Genomic DNA, 22123 nt, shown 5'->3' on the forward strand with positions numbered 1-22123 from the left:
AGGGCGCGCCACCAGCCGGTGCCGCATGGTGCGTGCCTGATGGGCTTGGCGGGTCGCCGATTGGCGCTGTTGTTTGTTGCCGCTTGTCGCCGCCGATTATCGAAGTCGCCGGTTTCTACGGCGCTTATCTGCGCCCTTTATCCTTTATCCGTGCCGCGTACCGCAGCCCCGCCGCCTACCTGCGCCGCCTACCTGCGCCGCCTACCTGCGCCGCCTACCTGCGCCGCCTACCTGCGCCGCCTACCTGCGCCGCCTACCTGCGCCGCCTACCTACGCCGCTGCGCCTGGGCCGCGAGCCGCACCGCCGCGTTTCCCGCGCCGTAGCCGTCATAGCCGCCGCGCCGCTCGACGATCTCCATGAAAAAGCGCTGATCCAGCTGTTCCGTGTAGGCGTGGAAGAATTCCCCACCGCGCTCATCGCGGTCGTACAGGATGTTGTGCTCCCGCAGCGCTTCGAGCATGTCGTCCGGCAACGCGTAACGGGCGGCAAGATCGTCGTAGTAATTGCGTGGAATGCGCAGCACCGGCAGGCCGTCGGCAGCGAATTGAGCAACTGCGCCGAAAATGTCGCCAGTGCTGAACGCCACATGGTTCAGACCGGAGCCGTGATAGGTGTGCAGCGCCTCGGCCACCGCCGTGTGATGATCCACGGAAGCATTCAGCACCACGCGCACCGAACCGTCGCGACTGCGCAACGCGCGGCTGCGCACGAGGCCATACGGATCGGGCACGAGTACGCCGGGCTCCGCCTGAAAACCGAACGCCGTGCGCAGAAACAGCACCCACGTATCCAGCGAATTGGCCGGCACCGCAAGGCATACGTGATCGATGCGGCTAAGCGGCCCGACCTCCGCAGGACCGTTGACGTCCGTAAGCACGAAATCGGCCTCGAACAGCGTGGGCTGGTCGGGCGTTTCGTCGACGAAGTAGTTGAGGCTGCCGTCCGGCGCCTGCACGGCGGGCACGACGCGCTCGTTAGGGCCGACCTGACCGGAGAACGGCGCATAGCCGAAGCCGGCGGCGCGCTGGAATGCCTGCCGCGCGTCGTCGACGCGAAACGCCGAGGCGCACAGCGACAAACCGTGTTGCTGGAAGAACGCATTGGCGAACGAGTCAGGCTCCGCGTTCAGCACGATCGAAGCTGCGCCATGCTGATACAGCGTCACATCTTTCGAACGATGCTGGCCTGCCTGGCGAAAGCGCAGCTTGCCGAGCCAGTCGGCCAGATGCGCGCGCGTGGTGTGATCCACCGCAAATTCGAGGAACTGATAGCCGACGTGCGCGGGCGCGGCCGGCGACTCGTAAAGCTCGCCTACCGTTTCGCGCCTGCTTTCCAGCAACGCGCGCGTCTGCTCCTCGAGAAACAGCAGGGAGCGATGCCCGTCGGCAGCGGTGATCGTGGTTGGCGCCGCGCGAAAACCGTCGTTGAAAATTTCCAGCGAAAGCGGGCCCTTGTAGCCCGCTTTGACGACCTGAGCCGTGAAGTTCGCCACGTCGAAATCGCCCTGGCCCGGAAAGCAGCGGTAATGGCGGCTCCATTCCAGCACATCCATTGCAAGCCTCGGCGCGTCGGCGATCTGTACGAACGCAATGCGCTCGCCCGGAATGTCGGCGATACCTTCGACGCTGTCGTTAAGCGACAGCGTGTGAAAACTGTCGAGCACGAGTCCGAGATGAGGGTGATTCACCGCGTTCACCAGCTTCCACGCATGCCGGTAAGTCTTGACATGCCTGCCCCATGCAAGCGCCTCGTACCCGGCTATCACGCCGGCCGCCTCGGCCGCCTGCGCGAGCGCGCCGAGCTGGTCGGTCATCAGCGCGTCGTCGCAGATGGTGTCCGGCGACACGTTGCTGCACACCAGAATGCGATCTGTGCCCAGTTCGTGCATCACGTCGAACTTGCGTTTCGCCCGGTCGAGATTGCGTGCGAGGCGCTCGGCGCTCACGCCGTCGAAGTCGCGAAACGGCTGGAACAGCATGATTTTCAGGCCGAGGTCTTCAGCAATGCGCCGCACGTCGGCGGGCGAACCGTCGAAATACAGCAGATCGTTCTCGAAGATTTCGACGCCCTCGAAGCCGGCCGCCTGGATCGCGGTCAGCTTCTCGACGAGGGTGCCGCTGATCGACACGGTGGCAATGGAACGTTGCATAAACAGCTCCTGCAAAAACAGTCGGACGGCCGCGGGCGGTGCGCACGGCAGTGATACGCCGGCGTTCGCGCGGCGATGTTGCGATGCGCAAATGGGCTAGTTCGTTACCTGAGCAGCAAGCCGCGGGCAAAGATTGCTCACAATAAGCGCATTTTTTCGACAGCATATACAAACTAACTAGATGGTACAAATTCGGATAAACCCCGAATGACGCGGACGGCTCATGAGCGCACACTGCGGCTATGTTGAGAGGCGTTGCGGGTCGGTGGCCGTGCGCTTCCTGTTTCACCATGTTCCACTTTTGCAGCTACGGTGCAGGGAAGCGGAGTAAGTGCTGTGCATGAGAACGCAGTGGTGCGCTCAGGCGCGAACTCCGGATTCAGTGCACGCGCTGGCTCCGGCTCACAGGAGACCATCATGAGTTTCGCGTCAGTACTGGTCCTCAACGGACCGAACCTCAACCTGCTCGGCACACGCGAGCCGGCCATCTATGGCTCGGAGACGCTGGACGACGTGGCCCGGCTGTGCCGCGACGCCGGCGAGCGCCTCCAGCTGTCGGTCGATTTCTGTCAGTCGAATGCCGAGCACCAGTTGATCGACTGGCTGCATGCGGCGCGCACGAAGGTCGACGGCATCGTGATCAATCCGGCCGCTTACACGCATACGTCGGTGGCAATTGCCGACGCGCTCACTGCAATCGAAAAGCCCGTGATCGAAGTGCATATTTCAAACGTGCATCGGCGCGAGGCATTCCGGCATCACTCGTATGTGTCCGCAGTGGCGGACGCAATCATTGTTGGTTGCGGTACCCAAGGCTATGTGCTCGCGCTCGAGCGAATGGCCACCATACTCAGGAATAGGGCGGCAAAATGAACACAAACGCGAACCCGCAAGCCACCGCGGAATCGTATCTGGTCGGTCTGATCGGCGCAGGCATCGGCGGCTCGCTGAGCCCCGCAATGCACGAGGAAGAAGGCAGCCGGCTGGGCCTGCATTATGTGTACCGCCGCATCGATCTGGAAGCGCTGAAACTCGACGTTGCGGCACTGCCCGACCTGCTGCTTGCCGCGGAACGCATGGGCTTCAACGGTCTGAACATCACGTATCCGTGCAAGCAGGCGGTCATTCCTCTGCTCGACGAATTGTCCGACGATGCCCGCGCGCTGGGTGCCGTCAACACCGTGCTTTTCAAGGACGGCAAGCGCATCGGCCACAACACGGACTGGTCCGGCTTCGCCCGCGCTTTTCAACGCGGCTTGCCTGACGCGTCGCTAGAACGCGTCGTGCAACTGGGCGCCGGCGGCGCAGGCGCGGCGGTCGCGCATGCGGCCCTCACGATGGGCGCGCAAACGCTGACCTTGTTCGACGTCGACGCAGCACGCGCCGCATCGCTTGCCGCAGAGCTGCAAAAGCGCTTTGCCGACCGCACCGTGACAGCCGGCGAATCGTCCGACGCAGCGCTCGGAGCAACACTGGCCGCCGCAAACGGGCTGATTCACGCGACGCCCACGGGCATGGCCAAACTGCCTGGACTGCCGCTGCCCGCCGAATTGCTGCATCGCGACCTGTGGGTCGCGGACATCGTCTATTTCCCGATTCGCACCGCGTTGTTGCAGGCGGCCGAAGCGCTCGGCTGCCGCACGCTGACGGGCGGCGGAATGGCGGTGTATCAGGCAGTCGACGCCATGCGCATTTTCACGGGACGGGAGCCCGATGCCGAGCGCGTCTACACCCATTTTCAGTCGTTGCTGGAACGCTAACCGGTTGCGCACGCCGGTAAATGACGGATACCTAATCAGTTAGAGGAGACGAAAACCCATGCCGCAACCCAGCCAATCCAGCCCGGCCGACGCAACGCGTCAAGCCGGCGCGCCTACGACTGCGAACACCAGTAAGGCGCGCCGTTCGAACGCGCGTTATCAGATACTTGGGCTGCTCGCCGTCGGCACCATGATTAACTATCTGGACCGTACGGTCCTCGGCATTGCCGCACCGCAATTGACCAAAGAACTCGGCATTAACGCCGCAATGATGGGCCTGCTGTTCTCGGTGTTCTCGTGGAGCTACGTTGCTTCGCAAATTCCCGGTGGCCTGTTTCTCGACCGTTTCGGCAGCAAGCTGACGTATTTCCTGTCCATGACGCTCTGGTCGCTTTGCACGCTCGCGCAAGGGCTGGTGCACGGCATTGCGGGACTATTCGTGTTCCGTCTTGGTCTGGGTGTTTCAGAGGCGCCGTGCTTTCCGACCAATAGCCGCGTCGTGGCCACGTGGTTCCCGCAAAGCGAACGCGCGATGGCGACAGGCACCTACACTGTCGGCGAATACATCGGGCTCGCGTTTTTCAGCCCGTTCCTCTTCATGCTGATGGGCGCATTCGGCTGGCGCTCGCTGTTCTACGTGGTGGGCGGCGTGGGCATCGTGTTCGGCGGCATCTGGTGGCTGATGTATCGCGAACCGCGCGATCATCCGTCGGCGAATCAGGCTGAACTCGACTACATCGAGGCAGGCGGCGGCCTCACGCAGCGGCACGGCGCTGCCGCAAGCGCGGGAACGGCGCCCGCGAAGAGCGGTTTCGAATGGCGCACCATTGGCCGCCTGCTCAAGCATCGTCAACTGACGGGCATCTGCCTCGGCCAGTTCGCCGGCAACTCGACGCTCGTGTTCTTTCTCACGTGGTTCCCGACCTACCTCGCCACCGAGCGTCATATGGGCTGGCTGAAGATCGGCTTCTTCGCGATCATGCCGTTCATCGCGGCGTCGGTAGGTGTGATGTTCGGCGGCCTCTTTTCCGACTGGCTGTTGCGTCGCGGCAAGTCGGCAAACGTTGCGCGCAAGCTGCCGATCATCGCTGGTTTGCTGCTCGCCTCGACGATCATTCTCGCTAACTACGTAGAGAGCAATGTCGCCGTGATCGCGATTCTCTCCGTGGCGTTTTTTGCGCAGGGCATGGCTGCGCTCGGCTGGACGCTGGTGTCGGATATCGCGCCTGAAGGGCTGTTGGGTGTGACCGGCGGCATCTTCAACTTCGCCGCGAACCTGGCCGGCATCGTGACGCCGCTCGTGGTCGGCTTCATTGTCGCCGCGACGGGATCGTTTGTTGGTGCGCTGGTATTTATCGGCGTCGTGGCGCTGATTGGCGCGCTGTCGTACATCTTCATTGTCGGCGACATCAAGCGGATCGTGCTGGTGCACTAAGCGCTCTTACGAGGCAGGCGCAGGCCGCAGCAGAAGTGCAATAATGAACGGGACGTGGCGCGAGCCACGTCCCGTTTTGCATTTGCTGACCCACCGGCAGTGACTTGGCTCAGTCTTCCTTGCGCACAAAACGCAAGACAGCATCCACGATCATCGCGCGATGACGCGCGCGCAATCGCGGATGCGACGGATCGCGCCCAAACGCCGTGCCGAACGTATGACGATTGCCCACGCGATGAAAGCACAGAGAACTGATCAGCAGATGCAGGTCGATGGCGTCGACGTCGCTGCGAAACTGGCCCGTCGCCACGCCGCGCGCAAGTAGATCTTCGATCGTGTGGATGACGGTGACGTTGCGGCCTTTGAAACTCTTCACCTGCTCGACATACTTTGCGCCGTTGATGTTCTCGATCGTCACGAGGCGCACGAAGTCGCGCTGGCGGTCGTGATAGTCGAACGTGAATTCGACGAGCGCGCGCATGCCTTCCACCGGGTCAAGTTCGCTCACATGCAGGTCCTGCTCGAGCGCGCGAATGTCGCCGTACACCTTCTCGAGCACCGCCTGATACAGGCCCTCCTTGCTGCCGAAGTAGTAGTACAGCATGCGCTTGGTGGTGTTGGTGCGCTCCGCGATGGCGTCCACGCGCGCGCCCGTCAGTCCCATCGCGGAGAATTCCTGCGTGGCGACATCCAGAATGTTGCGCTTGGTCTGCTCGGGGTCGTACTTGCGGCGCGCGTCGGTACGTCGGGCCTCGCTGCGTCGCGCGTCCTTCGGCGGCGCGCCGGACGCAATGCCGTTGGTATCGGATTCGGCTGCCTTGCTTCCCTTTTTCATTGTGTATTCGAGCTGTTCGAGCGGCGATGACGGCGCATTCTAGCATGCGGGAAACAGGCTCCCGCGCGCGTTCTGGCGCCTTTCGGCGCGTTAGGCCCTGCGCTCATCTGTCTCACGATGCGGGCAAACGCGGCATGTTTGCACGCCGGTTTCAAACGGTATGGCGAGTCCGCCGGCGACGTGCGGCCAACGCATCGCGCGTTTGCATCGCGGTGTAGGTCAACTGCGCAGCGGCGAGTCCGAGCGCGCCGTATGCAGGTGTGAGCCCGAATGCGGCGAACGCTTCGGGCACCGGGCGCTCGCCCGCAATGGCCGCGGCCAGCAGTTCGCCCGCGACGGTGGTCGGCGCCATGCCATGTCCGCCGAAGCCGACGGCATGCCAGACGCCGTCCACGCTGCGGCCGATTTGCGGCATCTTGTGACGCGCGTAGCTCATCAGGCCGCCCCACGCGTAATCGACACGCACGTCATGTAGTTGCGGATACACCTTCAGCAGGTCGCGCCGCAGTAAGCGCGCAATGATCTCCGGCGCGCGGTCGCGCACTGAGATGCGGCCGCCCCACAGAATGCGCGTGTCGGGCAAAGGCCGGTAGTAGTCGAACGCGAAGCGGGTGTCGTAGACGGCCGCACGCGTGCCGATCGCATCCTGCAGACGCGCGCCGAGCGGTTCGGTAGCCATCACGTAAGTGGCAATGGGCAGCACCGCACGTTCCACTTTTGCGTACACGTTGCGCGCGTAACCGCCGCCAGCCATCACCACATGCCGCGCGTCGACGGCGCCTTGCGGCGTATGCACGATAAAGCCCGCACCGTCGCGCTGCAAACGCACCACGGGCGACTGCTCGTGAATCTGCACGCCGGCACGGGCTGCTGCATGCGCGACGCCGAGCACGTATTTCAGCGGATGAAAGTGAAAAGCGTTGCGCTCAAAAAGGCCGCCGTGGTAGCGGCGCGTCTTCAGTTGCGAGGCAAGCTGGTCAGCGCTCAGCGGTTCCCAGTCCACGCCGAACGAATCGCGCATCAGGCGCCGTTGTGCGTCGAGCCGCGCGGGTTCGTCGAACCAGTTGGCGAGAATCACCCCGGCGTCGGTCGCATCGCAATCCATGCGATAGCGCGCGATGCGGGCGCGCATCAGATCGACGGCCTCGACGGTGAGCGCATACAGCTCGCGCGCGCGAGCCGCACCCAGCGTGTTAAGCAGATCGGCGCAATCGAGGCTGTAGCCGCCGAACACGAAGCCGCCGTTGCGTCCGGACGCACCGAAACCGACTTGCCGCGCTTCGAGCACGGCCACATTCGTGAGGCCGCGCTCCGCAAGCCCCAGTGCGGTGGAAAGTCCTGCCAGCCCGCCGCCCACGATGCAAACGTCGATGCTTTGCCGCCCGGCAAGCGGCGCGTATGCAGACGAACGGGCGACAGTGGCTTCGTAGAAGTTTTCCATGGCGGCTAGCGTAGCGGCAACACATGCCCGCGTCCAGCCGCTTGCCGCTGCCGGGCCTTATTTGCCCCAGCGCAGCACTAGCGGATCGAGCCGTCGCGCGATCTTCAGCAATCCTTCGCGGGTGGCGGGATGCATCGCAGGCAGCGGATGGCGCACCGCGTCCGAGCGAATCACGCCGCCTTCCTTCATCAGCGCCTTGCACGATGCGAGACCGCCCTGGCGGTTCTCATAGTTGATGAGCGGCAGCCATTGCTGATAATGCGCGGCGGCCGCTTCTGTGTCGCCGGCCGCATAGGCGTCGACAATCAGGCGGATGCCGTCCGCATAACCGCCGCCGGTCATGGAACCCGTTGCGCCTGCATCGAGATCGGCCATCAGCGTGATCGCCTCTTCACCGTCCCAGGGGCCGACAATCGCGTCGCCGCCCAACTGGATGAGCTCGCGCAGCTTGTTCGCTGCTTGCGGCACTTCGATCTTGAAGTACGACACGTGTTCGATCTCGCGGGCCATGCGCGCGAGAAACGGCGCCGACAACGGCGTGCCGCTAACCGGCGCGTCCTGGATCATGATCGGAATGTCGATCGCGTCGGACACGGTGCGATAGAACTCCTCGATGCCGCGCTCGCCGATGCGGATCGTGGCGCCGTGATAGGGCGGCATGATCATGACCATCGCGGCGCCTGCCTCCTGCGCGCGGCGGCTGCGCTCAGCGCATTGATAGGAACTGAAATGCGTGGTGGTGACGATCACCGGCACGCGGCCCGCCACATGGTCGAGCACCACGTGCATCAGCGTATTGCGTTCTTCGTCGGAAAGCGCGAACTGCTCGGAGAAGTTCGCCAGAATGCACAGGCCGTTCGAGCCTGCATCGATCATGAAGTCGATGCAGCGCTTCTGGCCTTCCAGGTCCAGTTGGCCGGCGTCGTCGAATATCGTAGGAGCGACGGGAAATACGCCGCGCAGTGCGGCGGCATGGGTGGTCTGGCTCATGATTCAGGCGCCTTTCATATGTTATGGGATCTATAAAGCGGCTATAAAGCGGCAATAAAACGGCTATGAAGCGACTACAAGCGTCTCCACAACCGACTATACGGCTCTACAACTCGCGGGTATATTGAATTGTTTCCATCCTTTGATCGCTTTTACGACTCACCGCCGCACTCATGAAAAACACGTTGAATGTTCTGCTGGGCAAATTGCGCATGAAGCAGCTGCAATTGCTGATTGCGCTGGACGACCAGAAGTCGCTGCACAAGGCGGCGGGCCTCATGTCGATGACGCAGTCGGCTGCCAGCAAGGCATTGCAGGAACTGGAATCGATGTTCGAAGCACCGCTTTTCGAGCGCTCGAAAAGCGGCATGATCCCCAACCAGTTGGGACACTGCGTGATCCGCCATGCGCGCCTCGTGGCGACGGACATCACCGCACTCTGCCAGGACGTGGCTGAAATTCGCTCGGGGCGCGGCGGGCGGCTTGCAATTGGCGCGATCATGGGTGCGATTGCGCAATGCGTGATTCCTGCCGTCAATCGCCTGCATGCCGGCTATCCGAAGCTGTCTATCGAAGTGGTGGAGGACACGAGCGCGCGCATGCTCGCGCAACTCGACGACGGCCGTCTGGATCTCGTGATCGGCCGTGCGGCCGTGGCGGCCGATCCGTCGAAATACCAGTATCGTCCGCTCGCGGATGAGCCGCTATCCGTTGTGGTGGGCTATGGTCATCCGCCGTGGCCAAAGAGGGAGTTGAGGCTCGCCGATCTGGCGGGTCATCGTTGGGTGATGTATCCGTCGCATATGCCGTTGCACGCGCTGCTCGAACGCGAGATGGATCTGGCAGGGCTCACAATGCCCGATAACCGGATTTCCACGGCGTCTACGTTCGTGACGGTCGCGCTTCTGCAAAGCAGTGCGGAGTTCGTGTCGTTGTTGCCGACCGCCATTGCTGAAATGTTCATTCGGCAAAAAATGCTGCGCCTCGTACCGGTCACGCTGAAGTCGCCTTCACAGACCTTTGGCGTCGTGACGCGCAAGGGAGGCGTGCTGTCGCCGCCAGCCGAGCGCTTCGTCGAATTGCTGCGGCAGCACACGCAGATGCAGCAAGAGGCAGGGCCAGAGAAGCACAAGCCCGCGCCAAAACGCAAGCCGGCCGTTGCGCCGGCCAGGCGAAAAGCCGCCTGAACCAGCGGTTTTCGAAGCACGTCGCAGACGTCGAATATCGCACGGCAATTCGCACTTTGCTATGTCCTCGCGGCGGGTGTTGTAGCGGCGACACTGGGGTTTAACCGAACCAATTGTGTGTGTGCGTCCGCGCTACACTCATTAAAGGGTGTCGGATTTACGAGGCCGACTCCCGTCCGGGGAGAGCAGTCATGAATCGGCCATCGGTTCGGTTTCCGCTACGTGCCACCAGCACCGCGTCGGTGCGCAAGTGGTTCAAATGGGCGCTGGCGGCGGCGTTATTGTTGGGCCTTGCGTGGCTCGTGCGCTTATGTCAGCTCGAAATCGAAACGTCCCGGTTGCAGGCGCATTATCTGTCCGAGCTCACGCGCGACGTCGGCTTCACCGTGGACGACGGTCCCAGTCATTCCATCCGCTTTCCCGCAGCCGATAAAGGCCCCTACGACACACGCCTCGGTTATGCGTTGCTGCCGTCCATCCAGCAGCGCCTCCTGCAACGCGGCTTCGAAATCACTGCCCAGGCGCGCGATTCAGAACGCATGCTTTCCCTTGCAGATAGAAGCCTGTTTCTGCCTTACGCGGAGAAAGATCAGGCTGGCCTGCAGCTCTTCGACGGTACTGGAGCGCCGCTTTTCAGCGCGAGCTTTCCGGGCCACGCATACAGTGGCTTCGAGGCAATTCCGCCTGTCATCGTCAACTCGCTGCTGTTTATCGAAGACCGCTATCTACTCGATCCGAATCAGCCGAACCGTAATCCCGCCATCGACTGGGGGCGTTTCAGTCGAGCGCTCGTCGACCAGGGCGCGCGTGTTTTCAATCACCATCAGGCGACGCCCGGCGGCAGCACGCTTGCCACGCAGATCGAGAAATTCCGCCACTCGGCGGGAGGGCGCACTGCCACGCCGCCGGAAAAGCTGCGGCAGATCGCGTCGGCCTCGGTGCGTGCCTATCTGGACGGACCGCAAACCATGCCCGCACGCCAGCAGATAGTCGTGCATTACCTGAACTCGGTGCCGCTTGCCGCGCAACCTGGCATCGGCGAAATAAACGGCATGGGCGACGGTCTCGCCGCCTGGTACGGGCGCGATTTCGCGGAGGTGAACCGCATACTGAGTGCGCCTTCTACCGCGCAGAATCTCCCCGAACAGGGCGAGGCTTTCCGCCAGGTACTTTCGCTGATGATTGCGCAGCGCGCGCCTTCCTATCTGCTGCATCGCGGCTACCGCGAACTGGAGCGGCTCACCGACAGCTATTTGCGCCTGCTTGCGAATGGCGGCGTGATTTCGGCCGCGCTGCGCGATGCCGCGCTTTCCGCGAACGTGCAATTGCACCGCGCGGCAAAACCCGCTGAAAACGCGGGCTCGTTCGTGTCGCGCAAGGCCGTCACGTCGATGCGGTCCAATCTCCTTGCCGCCCTCGGCATTCCGAGCTTCTACGAACTGGACCGGCTTGATCTGCAAGCCACGGGTACGCTCAATAATGCCGTGCAACAGGCGGTGAGCGAACGGCTTGCCGCTGCCGCCACGCGGGAGGGCGCAAAGGCTGCGGGTCTGGTCGGCTATGAAATGCTGCGTGCTTCCGACGACCCTTCGAAAATCGCCTACAGCTTTACGCTGTTCGAGCGGCGCGACGGCGCCAATCTCGTGCGCGTGCAGACGGACAGCGTGAACCAGCCGTTCGACATCAATTCCGGCGCGCGGCTCAACCTGGGTTCCACTGCAAAACTGCGCACCATGGTGACGTACTTGCAGATCGTGGCGCAACTGCATGACCGTTACGCGGCTCGCAGCGCCGCTGAGCTCAAGGCCATCAAGCCCGATCCTGGCGACCAGTTGACCCGTTGGGCACTCGACTATCTGTCCCATACACAGGACCGCTCGTTGCAGCCCATGCTCGATGCGGCCGTGGAGCGCAAGTACTCGGCGAATCCCGGCGAAACGTTCTACACCGGGGGCGGCGCGCAGACCTTCAACAATTTCGAGGCGGACGACAATAGCCGTATTCTCACGGTGCGCCGCGCATTCCAGCATTCGGTGAATCTGGTGTTCGTGCGGCTGATGCGCGACATCGTTCACTATGAGATGGTGCAGACCACCGGACCTTCGTCGCAGTGGCTGAGCGATCCGGCGATCCGCAAGATGTACCTGACGCGTTTTGCCGATCAGGAAAGCCGCGTGTACATGAATCGCTTCTACACGAAGTATCACGGCAAGACGCGCGAACAGGCGCTCGCGTTATTGCTGCTCGGCGTGCGCAAGTCTCCGCCCAAGGTAGCCACCGTATTGCGCAGCGTCGCGCCGGACGAATCGAGCGCGTGGTTCAATCAGAAGATGCGAGCCGCACTGAAAAATACCCCGGCGGCCTCTGTGCTCGACGACGAGGATCTCGCGAGGCTTTACTCGAAATACGGCATTGACCGCTTCAATCTGAACGATCGCGGCTATATCGCGAGCGTGCATCCACTCGAACTATGGACGCTCAATTATCTGCGCGAGCATCCGGACGCCACCCTCAACGAGATTCAGAACGCAAGCAAGGACGTGCGCCTGCAAAGCTATTCGTGGCTTTTCAAAACGCGTTATCACGCGACACAGGACCGCCGCATCAAACGCATGGTCGAATTGCGCGCGTACGAGGCAATCGGCAGATCGTGGCAGGCACTCGGCTATCCGTTCGCGACGCTGACGCCTTCGTATGCGGCGGCCATCGGCGCGTCGGGTGACAGGCCCGCCGCGCTCGCACAACTGATCGGCCTGATCGCAAACGACGGCAACAAGGTGCCGACCGAGAGCCTCACGCAACTGGACTTCGCAAAAGACACCCCATACGAAACCCATTTCCGGCGCGCCGCAGTCGCGCCGCAACAGCAGCTTGCGCCGGAAATCGCAGGAACGGTAAAAAGCATGTTACGTGACGTGGTGACGGGCGGCACCGCGCGGCGTCTTGCGCAGGGCATCACGTTCCCGGACGGCCGCACCGTGCAGGTGTACGGCAAGACCGGCACCGGCGATCAGCGCTTTAATGTCTTCGCGAAGGGCGCGCGGCTTATCGAGTCGCGCAAGGTGAACCGCAGCGCGACATTCGTGTTCTCTTTCGGCGACCGTTTTTACGGCACATTGACCGCATGGGTGCACGAACCGTATGCCGCGCATTACGAGTTCACGAGTGCGCTGTCCGTGCAATTACTGAAGTCGATGGCGCCCGCGTTGCAGCCGCTCCTCGACCCGGCGCCTGCGAAGACCGCATCGGTCGCAGCCACCAGGGTCGCGGTGCACTGAACGCGACTGTCGGGCATCAATAGGCGGGCTCGATCGCGGGCTTGAGAAAGAGTTCGTGTACGGGTGCGAAATGCGCGTACATCGGCAGAATCGCGCCGCCCATCGCGCGAGCGTCGGCGCCAATTGCGCCTTCCAGTAGTTGCGGGCGCACCATTCCTTCCCATTCGAACCGGTCGAGTACGCGCTCGGTACGACGAATGATTTCGCGCACCATTTGCCGGTCGAGCTCACCGTCTATCACCACCGCTTCGAGATCGAGCAATGCGGCCGCGTTGGTGAGCGCGCTGGCAATCGCGGGGCACGCGCTGTCCAGCCATTGCTCTGTATGCCGCCACATGTCCGGCGACAGCGCGCGATGATCGTGCGCGGCCGCGGGCGGTTTGCCTGCTTCGCTCAGCAGACGTTCAAGCACGAAGCCGGACGCGGCATGCAGCAATTGGCGGGCGGGCTTGCGCGCGTTGTTCTCGCGTAGCGGAATGGAGCCCACTGCGCCCGCGTTTTCGTGCGGCCCGCCATGCAGGCGTCCGTCGATCACGAGTCCGCCGCCGATGAAAGTGCCCACGAACAGATAGAGAAAATTGTGGATGCCACGTCCCTGGCCCATCACCAGTTCGGCGGCACACGCGGCGGTGGTGTCCTTTGCGAATTCGACCGGCAGACCCGTCATTGTCCCGATCCGTGAGCGCAGGTCGATTTCGTGCCACGCATCGAGCGCGTCGGGCGGCGCGCCGAGAAAGTCGCGCCATCCACCGAGCCACAGCGGCGCGGCAACCCCGACGCCGACTACCTTGCCCGCATTCGCGCCAAGTGCCTGATTCACGCGCGCGAGCCTGGTTTCCAGCGCGGGAAACAGCGTGCGCGGATCGGGATACGGGTACTCGAACACATCGCGGCAGACTACGCGGCCGGCGAAGTCCATTGCCAGCACGTCGAGACTGCGGCGTCCTACCTTGATGCCGATTGTGTACGCACCGTCCGCGCGCAACGCAATGGGCACCGACGGCTGACCGATTTTCCCGCGTACGCGAGCCTGCTTTTCCAGCAGGCCGTCGTCGATCAGGCGATCGACGATCATCGACACGGTCTGCATCGAAAGCCGCGTGAGGCGGCCCACGTCGGCCTTCGGCAGCGGCCCGTGCAAACGGATCGCCTGCAGCACGATGCGTTCGTTGAACTGCCGCATGCCGACCTGGTTCGAGCCGACCGTGCGTTTGAGGGACGGGCGCATGCCGGTGGTATCCATGACGGCGGGCCCTCAGCGCAATGTTTGCATCATGCAATCGCCTTGACGTCGGCTTCTTTGGCGCCGGTCATGATCGCCACGGCCTCCGACATATGCACGTCTTTCGTCCTGACGAGCGCGGCACGCCGTCCGAGTCGCTGAATGTGAATGCGGTCCGCGACTTCGAATACATGCGGCATGTTGTGGCTGATGAGAATCACCGGCAAGCCGCGGTCGCGCACGCGGCGAATCAGTTCGAGCACCATGTTGCCTTCCTTTACGCCGAGCGCGGCGGTGGGCTCGTCGAGAATCACGACATGGCGGGCGAATGCCGCGCTGCGCGCCACTGCAACGCCCTGGCGCTGTCCGCCGGAAAGCGTTTCGACTGCCTGGCGCATCGAGCGAATGCCGATTTGCAGGTCTTTCATATGCGCGGTCGCTTCTTCGAGCATGCGGCGTTTGTCGATCATCTTGAAGATCGAGCCGCGCCAGCCAGGCTTGAGCAATTCGCGCGCGAGAAAGAGGTTCTCCGCAATGCTCATGGCCGGCGCGACGGCAAGCTCCTGATATACCGTTTCAATGCCTTGGGCGCGTGCATCCAGCGGGCTGCGAAATTTGACGGGCTTGCCGTCGAGCAGAATTTCGCCTTCGTCTGGCACCGTTGCGCCGGAAAGCGCCTTGATCAGCGAAGATTTGCCCGCGCCATTGTCACCGATCACGGCGAGAATCTCGCCGGGCAGCACCTCGAAATCGCAACCGTCGAGCGCGGTCACGTTGCCATAACGTTTGACGAGCCCCCGTGCCTGCAGGACGGGCAGCGGGGCGGAAGTGGAAGTAGTTGTCGACATGACGTGCTCCTGGCAGCCTGGACGGACGCGTAATCGGGTGCTTACGAGCCTGTCCGGGCAGCGTTCAAGATGATCGCGGTGCAGTGCTCAACCGCGGCGATGTGAGAGTTTGTCTGCGGCTACCGCGAGAATCACCAGCATGCCGGTGATCAAAACCTGGTAGACCGAAGAAACGCCGATCAGGGTCAGGCCATTGCGGAACACGCCCACAATCAGCGCGCCGAGCAGCGTGCCGGCAATCGAACCGCGTCCGCCGAAAAGACTCGTGCCGCCCAGCACGACCGCGGTGATGCTGTCCAGGTTCTCTGTCTGACCGGCCTGCGGATCGCCCACACCGGTACGCGATACCGCGAGCAACGCGGCAATGCCGTAGATCGCGCCGGCCAGCGTATAAACCGTCAACAGGATTTTCTGCGAGGACAGACCCATCAGCCGTGCAGCCTCGGCGTTATTGCCGAGCGCATACAGGTGCCTGCCGGGAACCGTGTCGCGCAGCACGAACCAGGTGGCCAGATACATCAGCAAGGTGAGCACGGTGCCGTAGGTGACATCGGCGGGGCCGAGCTTGAACGTATTGCCGAAGAACATGATGGCGTCCGGCAGATTCGACACGCTTTCCGCGTTCGAATAGATCTGCGTGAGTGCAAACGCAATGTTCAGCGTGCCAAGCGTGACGATGAACGCAGGCAGCTTGATGCGGGTTATCAGCACACCGTTCAGTACGCCGAATAATGTACTGGCGCCGATGCCGCAGAGAATCGCGACGGCCGGCGGCAGGCCCAGCGTGACCGCGAACTTGGTCATGATGATGGACCCAAACGCCATTACCATGCCACAGGAAAGATCGATGCCGCCCGTCAGCACGATCAGCGTCTGACCGATGGCGATGACAGCGACGACCATTGTCTGTTGCAGGATCAGCGAGAGGTTCTGGAACGACAGAAAGCGGCTGCTCTGCGAAATGAAGAACGCGCATGCCAGCACGAGCGCAATGAGCGGCCCGACTTCGGCGAGCGACGGCAGGCGGTCGGAGAAATGGCGCGGATGGCCCGCGGGCGCGGATGGAGTCGACATGATGATGTCCTCAAGACATGAGCGCGGCATGTGCCGCGCGGCGAATCATTCGGCGGCCCGATAGGCGGGCCGCCATTCAGTGCGCGTTACTTGTTGCCCCAGCAGTTGTCGAGGCCGAATTTCGTGTCCTTGCTGTCGATGCCGGACATTGGCTTGTCGGTAATCAGCGTCACGCCCGTGTCCTGGTAGCCCGACACTTTCTTGCCGGTTCTGGCGTAATCCACGCCGGCCGTCACGCCGAGCGAGGCCATCTTCAGCGGATACTGCTGCGAGGTTGCGGCGATCGCACCGGCCTTGACGTTGCGCACGCCTTCACAGCCGCCGTCGATGGAAACGATCATCACGCCCTTTTCCTTGCCCGCTGCCTTCAGCGCACGGTACGCGCCCGCGGCCGCCGGTTCGTTGATGGTGTACACGACGTTGATGTCGGGCGCTTTCTGCAAGCAGTTTTCCATTGCCGTCTGGCCTTTCGCCTGATCGCCGCGCGTGTCCTGGCTGCAGACAATGGACGGGTCGCCCGGCTTCACGCCGAAGCCTTCAAGAAAGCCGTTATGGCGCAATACGCCCACCGAAACGCCCGGTGCGAGGTCGAGCGTGGCGATTTTGGCGGGCTTGCCGTTTAACGCGGCTTTCGCGTATTTGCCGATCAACACGCCGGCCTTGAAATTGTCGGTGGCGAAGAGGGCGTCGGTGGCGTCCTGCGGATCGGTGGGCGTGTCGAGCGCGACCACCATGACGCCCGCTGCGCGCGCTTTCTTGATGCTCGGCACGATCGCTTTGGTGTCGCTCGGCGTGATCAGAATTGCTTTCGCACCGGCCGTCATCATGTTCTCGATCGCGGTGACCTGGCTCGCGTTGTCACCGTCGAATCTGCCGGCAGCGGTGATCACCTTCGCGCCGTCTTTCGACGCGGCCGCTTCGGCGCCCTGCTTCATCTTCACGAAGAACGGGTTGGTGTCCGTCTTGGTGATGAGGCCGACTACCGGCTGGTCGGCCGCCTGGCTCACGCTCGCACACCAGACGGCCGAGGCCGCTACGCACAGCGGGATCACTTTCCTGGCGACAGGAAGCCTGCGGGACTTCAGATTCATGGGACGCTCCTCCGGTTATTGACAATGACGCTTGGAACTGTGGGCGGTTGCACACGCGAACGCTGCGCGGTCGCAACCTGAACGGCGGCTGATTCGAACGCGTGACGCTAGTCGAAAGACGCCGCCTAAATCACTTTGGTTGATTTAGTACAGCAGGCGCGGGTGTGCGCGTCAAGCGATGCTGTTCGCGGTCGTGCGAGCGCGGCTCGTCCTGAACAAGCTGGCAAAGCCTTGTCCGCCAAGCATTTCGGGGATTGGTGCAGTGCAGCAACGCGCGAGCCGGATTGGGGAAAGTCCTGGCTGTGGTGAAAGCATGATGAAAGCAAAACGGCATACATCCGGGCGAAAGGGCGACGTTGTTCCGATCGCTTCGCAACCGCTGCTGTCGAAAGCTTCAATCCAGCCGCGGCGTGCCCGTCGACGCCCGCACCACCAGTTTCGGCGCCGACGAAACGCGCATGGGCACTTTGGCCTTGCCGCGTGCCGTCTGTCCGTACGAAGATTCGATCAGCTCACGCAATAACGACACCGCGAGGCCGGCCACTTCGACGGTCGGCACGGCCACTGTGGTCAACGCGGGCCGCGATTCGTGCGCAAGTTGAATATCGGTGATGCCGATCACGGACAGATCCCTCGGCACGGCGAGGCCGAGGTCCGCGGCCGCATGCATTGCGCCCAGCGCCGGCAGGTCGTTAGTGGCGAAGATCGCGGTTATCCGCGGATCGGCCTCGAGCAACGCACGCGCCGCCGTATAGCCGCCGTGCACCGTGTCCGCTGCATGTTTGACGCGGCCCTTGCGCACACCTGCTGCGCGCAGCGCGTCGACGAAACCTTCATAGCGTGCGGCATGAATGCCCGAGACCTTGCTGCCTACGATTGCCCCGATTCGCCGATGACCCAGCTCGAGCAGATGCTGGCCTGCCAATTGTCCGGCCAGACGAAAATCCACGGCGACGCAGGGCAGGCCCGGCGGCTCGTTGGGCCGCTCCCACATGCATAAAACCACCGGCGTGCCGCGCGATTCGATCACGTGAAGGTCGGCGAACTGCAAATTGGCATTCGTTACCAGCACGCCCTCGGAGAGCGTGCCGGCAATCTGGTCCAGGTATGCGCGGCCGGTCACGGGATCATCGTTAGTATTGCAGATGATGACGAAGTGGCCGCTCGTGCGCGCCGCACGTTCGACGGCGAGCGCGAACTCCGGGTAGAACGGATTGGCGATGCTCGACACCATGAGTGCGAGCGTGGGCGCGCGGCCTTCGGCCAGCGCGCGAGCGGCGAGATGCGGCCGGTAGCCGAGGGCATCGACAGACGCGAGCACGCGTTGGCGCGTCGCCTCACCGACGCGGCCGCGGTTGCGCAGCACGTTGGACACGGTGGCGGGCGTGACGCCGGCATGACGCGCGACTTCGCTAAGTGTGGGCATGTCTCTTCATTATTTGGGATGGTTACCCGGCATTTGCATCAAAGTACAAGGCACGGCACCATTTGTCGCACAGACAAAACGACATGGAGACAGGGCGAGAACCGGCGATCGCAATGCGATCGATTTTTTCGGCCTTGCTGATTAAGCGCTTAATCTCCGTCGTCGGGCCGATTAAATCACGGAGTCGATGCGATGGCGAGCATTTCGTTAAGAGGCGTGCAGAAAGCGTATGGCGAGGGCGCGCCGGTGATCCGCGACGTGGATCTGGAAATTGGCGAGAACGAATTCTGCGTTTTCCTCGGACCTTCCGGCTGCGGTAAATCCACGTTGTTGCGCATGATCGCCGGGCTCGAAGACGTGACCGATGGCGACCTTTTCATCGGCGGCAACATCATGAACGACGTGCCGGCTGCGCAGCGCGGCGTGGCCATGGTGTTTCAGAGCTATGCGCTCTTTCCGCACATGACCGTGTTCGAGAACATGGCCTTCGGATTGAAACTCGCTAAAACTCCCAAGGAAGAAATCGACCGCAAGGTGCGTGAAGCCGCGCGCATTCTGCAACTGGAAGCGTTGCTCGACCGCAAGCCGAGAGCTTTGTCGGGCGGTCAGCGGCAACGCGTTGCAATTGGCCGCGCAATCGTGCGCGAGCCGGGCGTATTTCTATTCGACGAGCCGCTTTCCAATCTCGACGCAACGCTGCGCGGCCAGACTCGCATTGAAATTGCGCGGCTGCATAAGCAGTTTGCGAAGGCGAGCGTGGTGTACGTCACCCACGATCAGATTGAAGCAATGACGCTCGCGGACAAGATCGTGTTGCTGCATGCAGGCAAGGACACCGAGCGCTACGGCAGCATCGCGCAGATCGGCGCGCCGCTCGAGTTGTATCACCGTCCGAAGAGCCGCTTTGTCGCCGGCTTTATCGGTTCTCCGCGAATGAACTTTTTGCCGGGAAAGGTGGCTTGCGTCGACGCGCAAGGGGTGGTCGTCACACTCGACGCTACCCAGGAAACCGTGCGCGTGCCTGTGGATGGCGCGGCATTGCAGGTCGCCCAGGCGGTCACGCTCGGCGTGCGTCCCGAGCACCTGGAATTCATCGACACGTCGGCCACTCATGACGACGCGGTATTGACGCGCACGGTCTCGCTCGTCGAGCAACTCGGCGAACACAGCTATGTGCACCTCGATCAACCCGGCGGCGCCGCTCTGATTGCAAAAGCGCCGGGCAATACGCAGCTCGCGCCCGGCAATCGTGCGCATTTGCGCGTGCCGCGCCATGCCACGCACTTGTTTACCGAAGACGGCTTTGCCGCCGTTTCGCTCGAATCCGTCGAACACTACGCATAAAGGACATTCGGATGCGCCTTGGAGTCTGCTATTACCCGGAACACTGGCCAGAGTCGATGTGGGAAGACGACGCGCGCCGCATGAAAGCACTCGGCATCGAGCAGGTGCGAATCGCCGAGTTCGCATGGAGCCGTATTGAACCGACGCCTGGCGAATACGATTGGGCGTGGCTTGATCGCGCGGTAGAGGTACTGGGCGCGGCTGGTTTGCAGGTGGTCATGTGCACGCCGACGGCGACGCCGCCGAAGTGGCTGATCGATCGTCATCCGGACATCTTGCCGATTGGTGCCGATGGCCGCCCGCGCGCGTTCGGCTCGCGGCGTCACTATGACTTCTCGTCGCCCTCGTATTTTGCGGCCTCACAAAAGATCTGCACGGCGATTGCCGAGCGTTACGGCAAGCATCCGGCCGTAGCGTACTGGCAGACCGACAACGAGTTTGGTTGCCATCACACCGTGGTGAGTTATTCGCCAGCAGCAGTTACGCGTTTTCGCGAGTGGCTGAGAGCGCGCTATAAAACGGTCGACGCATTGAATCGCGCGTGGGGTACGGTCTTCTGGAGTATGGAGTACCGCAGTTTCGACGAGATTGACGCGCCGGTGGCAACCGTCACTGAAGCGCATCCGTCGCATCGGCTCGATTACCGGCGCTTCGCGTCCGACGAGGTTGCGCGTTATAACCGGATGCAGGTCGAGATCATCCGCGCGCATTCGCCGGGGCGTCCGGTCGCGCACAACTTCATGCAGCTGTTCACCGAGTTCGATCACTACAAGGTTGCCGCCGATCTGGACATCGCCACGTGGGACAGTTATCCGCTAGGCGCACTCGAAGAGCAATGGTTCGCGCCCGAAGTAAAAGCGCGCTGGTTGCGCAGCGGTCATCCTGACTTCGCGTCGTTCAATCATGACGTGTACCGCGGCATGTCGAAGCTGCCGTTCTGGGTCATGGAACAGCAGCCGGGTCCGGTGAACTGGGCGATGTGGAATCCCGCGCCGCTTCCTGGCATGGTGCGTTTGTGGAGTTGGGAGGCGTTCGCGCATGGTGCGGGCTGCGTATCGTATTTCCGCTGGCGTCAGGCGCCGTTTGCACAGGAGCAGATGCACGCGGGCCTGAATACGCCGGATAACCGGCTCGACGTGGGCGGTAGCGAGGCGCAGCAGGTCGCCAAAGACATTCGCGCAGTACTTGCGGCGAACGCCGACGCCGATGCCGCGGTTCGCTCGAAAGTCGCACTCGTGTACGACTACGAAGCGAAGTGGCTATTCGAAATTCATCCACAGGGTGCGGACTTTCACTACCCGCGCTTCGCATTCGAGTACTACTCCGCGTTGCGCGCGCTAGGTCTTGATGTCGATGTCGTGCCCGTCGACGCATCGTTCGACGGCTACAGCATGATCGTGGTGCCGCCGCTGCCGATGATGCCAGTGGATTTTGCCGCGCGTCTGGCAAGCTCGGGCGCGCAAGTGGTGTTGGGGCCGCGCACCGGTTCGAAGACGCAGGACTTGCAGATTCCGCCGAATCTTCCCCCTGGTCCGCTCGCAGACTTGTTGCCGCTGCGAGTGTGGCGTGTCGAATCAATGCGCCCCAATGTGACTGAACCCGTGTTGGGTGCAGGCACGCAGGAGCCGGATACGGCGATTGGCCATGCACGTCACTGGCGCGATTTCATTGAAAGCCGTGACGCGAATGCATTTGACGTGCTCGCGCGTTTTGCTGACGGCCACCCTGCATACGTGCGAAGCGGCGCGTTCCATTACTTCGCGAGCCTGTTCGACGACTCGCTCACTGTTCGGCTGTTCGCGCAAGTCGCACAGCACGCGGGTATCCAGACGAATCCGCTCGGCGAAAGCGTCCGCATGAGCCGGCGCGGCGCGCTGACTTACGTGTTCAACTACGGCAACGCTGTGCATACGCTTACCGATGTAGCAGAAGACAGGTTCGTGATCGGTTCGAGCACAGTACCACCACAGGGCGTAGCGGTTTACCGATCGAGCTGAGCAGTTAGGTAACGGGACGTTTTCAAGCCGGCATTGCAAACACTC

At 62.5% G+C, this 22123-nt stretch carries 16 protein-coding genes; 7 read left to right on the forward strand and 9 right to left on the reverse strand.

The annotated features are described in order from the left end of the window. Positions 1 to 266 precede the first annotated feature (266 nt). Entirely contained in the window at positions 267 to 2150 is a 1884-nt protein-coding gene (locus tag F757_RS0118325; protein WP_027212651.1) for a bifunctional sugar phosphate isomerase/epimerase/4-hydroxyphenylpyruvate dioxygenase family protein, read from the reverse strand. Between the two features lie 417 nt (positions 2151 to 2567). Between F757_RS0118325 and aroQ the strand changes: the two genes are divergently transcribed. Genes aroQ through F757_RS0118340 form a run of 3 tightly spaced genes read left to right on the forward strand, consistent with a single transcriptional unit; the run spans position 2568 to position 5345 of the window. Beyond that, on the forward strand, positions 2568 to 3023 hold the full coding sequence (aroQ, locus tag F757_RS0118330) for a type II 3-dehydroquinate dehydratase (protein ID WP_027212652.1): 456 nt from the start codon (positions 2568 to 2570) through the stop codon (positions 3021 to 3023). Next, a complete protein-coding gene (locus tag F757_RS0118335) occupies positions 3020 to 3910 on the forward strand; it encodes a shikimate dehydrogenase (RefSeq protein WP_027212653.1) in 891 nt (296 codons plus the stop codon). Before aroQ ends, F757_RS0118335 begins: the two co-directional genes overlap by 4 nt. A 58-nt stretch (positions 3911 to 3968) precedes the next feature. Further along, a complete protein-coding gene (locus F757_RS0118340; RefSeq protein WP_027212654.1) occupies positions 3969 to 5345 on the forward strand; it encodes an MFS transporter in 1377 nt (458 codons plus the stop codon). Positions 5346 to 5454: 109 nt separating this feature from the next. Here the strand turns inward: F757_RS0118340 and F757_RS0118345 are convergent, their stop codons facing one another. From F757_RS0118345 to F757_RS0118355, 3 genes are all read right to left on the reverse strand, one after another. Then, on the reverse strand, positions 5455 to 6180 hold the full coding sequence (locus F757_RS0118345) for a TetR family transcriptional regulator (protein ID WP_027212655.1): 726 nt from the start codon (positions 6178 to 6180) through the stop codon (positions 5455 to 5457). A gap of 151 nt (positions 6181 to 6331) precedes the next feature. Beyond that, positions 6332 to 7621, reverse strand: coding sequence for an NAD(P)/FAD-dependent oxidoreductase (locus tag F757_RS0118350; RefSeq protein WP_027212656.1), 1290 nt, complete (start codon positions 7619 to 7621; stop codon positions 6332 to 6334). A gap of 57 nt (positions 7622 to 7678) precedes the next feature. After that, entirely contained in the window at positions 7679 to 8611 is a 933-nt protein-coding gene (locus tag F757_RS0118355) for a dihydrodipicolinate synthase family protein (protein WP_027212657.1), read from the reverse strand. 173 nt (positions 8612 to 8784) lie between these two features. Here F757_RS0118355 and F757_RS0118360 point away from each other — a divergent pair, with 173 nt between their 5' ends. Both F757_RS0118360 and F757_RS0118365 read left to right on the forward strand, forming a co-directional pair. Continuing rightward, a complete protein-coding gene (locus F757_RS0118360) occupies positions 8785 to 9798 on the forward strand; it encodes a LysR family transcriptional regulator (protein WP_027212658.1) in 1014 nt (337 codons plus the stop codon). A 191-nt stretch (positions 9799 to 9989) separates the two neighbouring features. Then, positions 9990 to 13076 carry a transglycosylase domain-containing protein gene (locus F757_RS0118365; protein WP_027212659.1) on the forward strand — a complete coding sequence of 1029 codons (3087 nt, stop codon included), beginning with the start codon at positions 9990 to 9992 and terminating at the stop codon, positions 13074 to 13076. A gap of 16 nt (positions 13077 to 13092) precedes the next feature. On the opposite strand, the gene F757_RS0118370 is transcribed toward F757_RS0118365, so the two are convergent. The 5 genes from F757_RS0118370 to F757_RS0118390 all read right to left on the reverse strand — a co-directional run bounded on the left by F757_RS0118370 (position 13093) and on the right by F757_RS0118390 (position 18737). After that, positions 13093 to 14319 (reverse strand): ROK family transcriptional regulator, encoded by a 1227-nt coding sequence (locus F757_RS0118370; RefSeq protein WP_027212660.1) that lies wholly within the window; start codon positions 14317 to 14319, stop codon positions 13093 to 13095. 29 nt (positions 14320 to 14348) lie between these two features. After that, positions 14349 to 15146 carry an ATP-binding cassette domain-containing protein gene (locus F757_RS0118375; protein WP_013342761.1) on the reverse strand — a complete coding sequence of 266 codons (798 nt, stop codon included), beginning with the start codon at positions 15144 to 15146 and terminating at the stop codon, positions 14349 to 14351. Between the two features lie 87 nt (positions 15147 to 15233). Then, entirely contained in the window at positions 15234 to 16220 is a 987-nt protein-coding gene (locus F757_RS0118380) for an ABC transporter permease (RefSeq protein WP_027212661.1), read from the reverse strand. Between the two features lie 86 nt (positions 16221 to 16306). After that, positions 16307 to 17311 (reverse strand): sugar ABC transporter substrate-binding protein, encoded by a 1005-nt coding sequence (locus F757_RS0118385; RefSeq protein WP_027212662.1) that lies wholly within the window; start codon positions 17309 to 17311, stop codon positions 16307 to 16309. Positions 17312 to 17705: 394 nt separating this feature from the next. Beyond that, on the reverse strand, positions 17706 to 18737 hold the full coding sequence (locus F757_RS0118390) for a LacI family DNA-binding transcriptional regulator (protein WP_027212663.1): 1032 nt from the start codon (positions 18735 to 18737) through the stop codon (positions 17706 to 17708). A 192-nt stretch (positions 18738 to 18929) separates the two neighbouring features. Here F757_RS0118390 and F757_RS0118395 point away from each other — a divergent pair, with 192 nt between their 5' ends. Both F757_RS0118395 and F757_RS0118400 read left to right on the forward strand, forming a co-directional pair. Continuing rightward, positions 18930 to 20081 carry an ABC transporter ATP-binding protein gene (locus F757_RS0118395; RefSeq protein ID WP_027212664.1) on the forward strand — a complete coding sequence of 384 codons (1152 nt, stop codon included), beginning with the start codon at positions 18930 to 18932 and terminating at the stop codon, positions 20079 to 20081. 11 nt (positions 20082 to 20092) lie between these two features. Continuing rightward, entirely contained in the window at positions 20093 to 22078 is a 1986-nt protein-coding gene (locus F757_RS0118400) for a beta-galactosidase (RefSeq protein WP_027212665.1), read from the forward strand. Positions 22079 to 22123 lie beyond the last annotated feature (45 nt).

Source organism: Burkholderia sp. WSM2232 (assembly GCF_000472545.1).
Taxonomy (GTDB): Bacteria; Pseudomonadota; Gammaproteobacteria; order Burkholderiales; family Burkholderiaceae; genus Paraburkholderia.

Coding starts and splice junctions, on each gene's coding strand:
- F757_RS0118325 (WP_027212651.1), bottom strand. CDS start 2,150: ATGCAACGTTCCATTGCCACCGTGTCGATCAGCGGCACCCTCGTCGAG.
- F757_RS0118340 (WP_027212654.1), top strand. CDS start 3,969: ATGCCGCAACCCAGCCAATCCAGCCCGGCCGACGCAACGCGTCAAGCC.
- F757_RS0118350 (WP_027212656.1), bottom strand. CDS start 7,621: ATGGAAAACTTCTACGAAGCCACTGTCGCCCGTTCGTCTGCATACGCG.
- F757_RS0118370 (WP_027212660.1), bottom strand. CDS start 14,319: ATGGATACCACCGGCATGCGCCCGTCCCTCAAACGCACGGTCGGCTCG.
- F757_RS0118360 (WP_027212658.1), top strand. CDS start 8,785: ATGAAAAACACGTTGAATGTTCTGCTGGGCAAATTGCGCATGAAGCAG.
- F757_RS0118355 (WP_027212657.1), bottom strand. CDS start 8,611: ATGAGCCAGACCACCCATGCCGCCGCACTGCGCGGCGTATTTCCCGTC.
- aroQ (WP_027212652.1), top strand. CDS start 2,568: ATGAGTTTCGCGTCAGTACTGGTCCTCAACGGACCGAACCTCAACCTG.
- F757_RS0118385 (WP_027212662.1), bottom strand. CDS start 17,311: ATGAATCTGAAGTCCCGCAGGCTTCCTGTCGCCAGGAAAGTGATCCCG.
- F757_RS0118400 (WP_027212665.1), top strand. CDS start 20,093: ATGCGCCTTGGAGTCTGCTATTACCCGGAACACTGGCCAGAGTCGATG.
- F757_RS0118395 (WP_027212664.1), top strand. CDS start 18,930: ATGGCGAGCATTTCGTTAAGAGGCGTGCAGAAAGCGTATGGCGAGGGC.
- F757_RS0118390 (WP_027212663.1), bottom strand. CDS start 18,737: ATGCCCACACTTAGCGAAGTCGCGCGTCATGCCGGCGTCACGCCCGCC.
- F757_RS0118375 (WP_013342761.1), bottom strand. CDS start 15,146: ATGTCGACAACTACTTCCACTTCCGCCCCGCTGCCCGTCCTGCAGGCA.
- F757_RS0118345 (WP_027212655.1), bottom strand. CDS start 6,180: ATGAAAAAGGGAAGCAAGGCAGCCGAATCCGATACCAACGGCATTGCG.
- F757_RS0118380 (WP_027212661.1), bottom strand. CDS start 16,220: ATGTCGACTCCATCCGCGCCCGCGGGCCATCCGCGCCATTTCTCCGAC.
- F757_RS0118335 (WP_027212653.1), top strand. CDS start 3,020: ATGAACACAAACGCGAACCCGCAAGCCACCGCGGAATCGTATCTGGTC.
- F757_RS0118365 (WP_027212659.1), top strand. CDS start 9,990: ATGAATCGGCCATCGGTTCGGTTTCCGCTACGTGCCACCAGCACCGCG.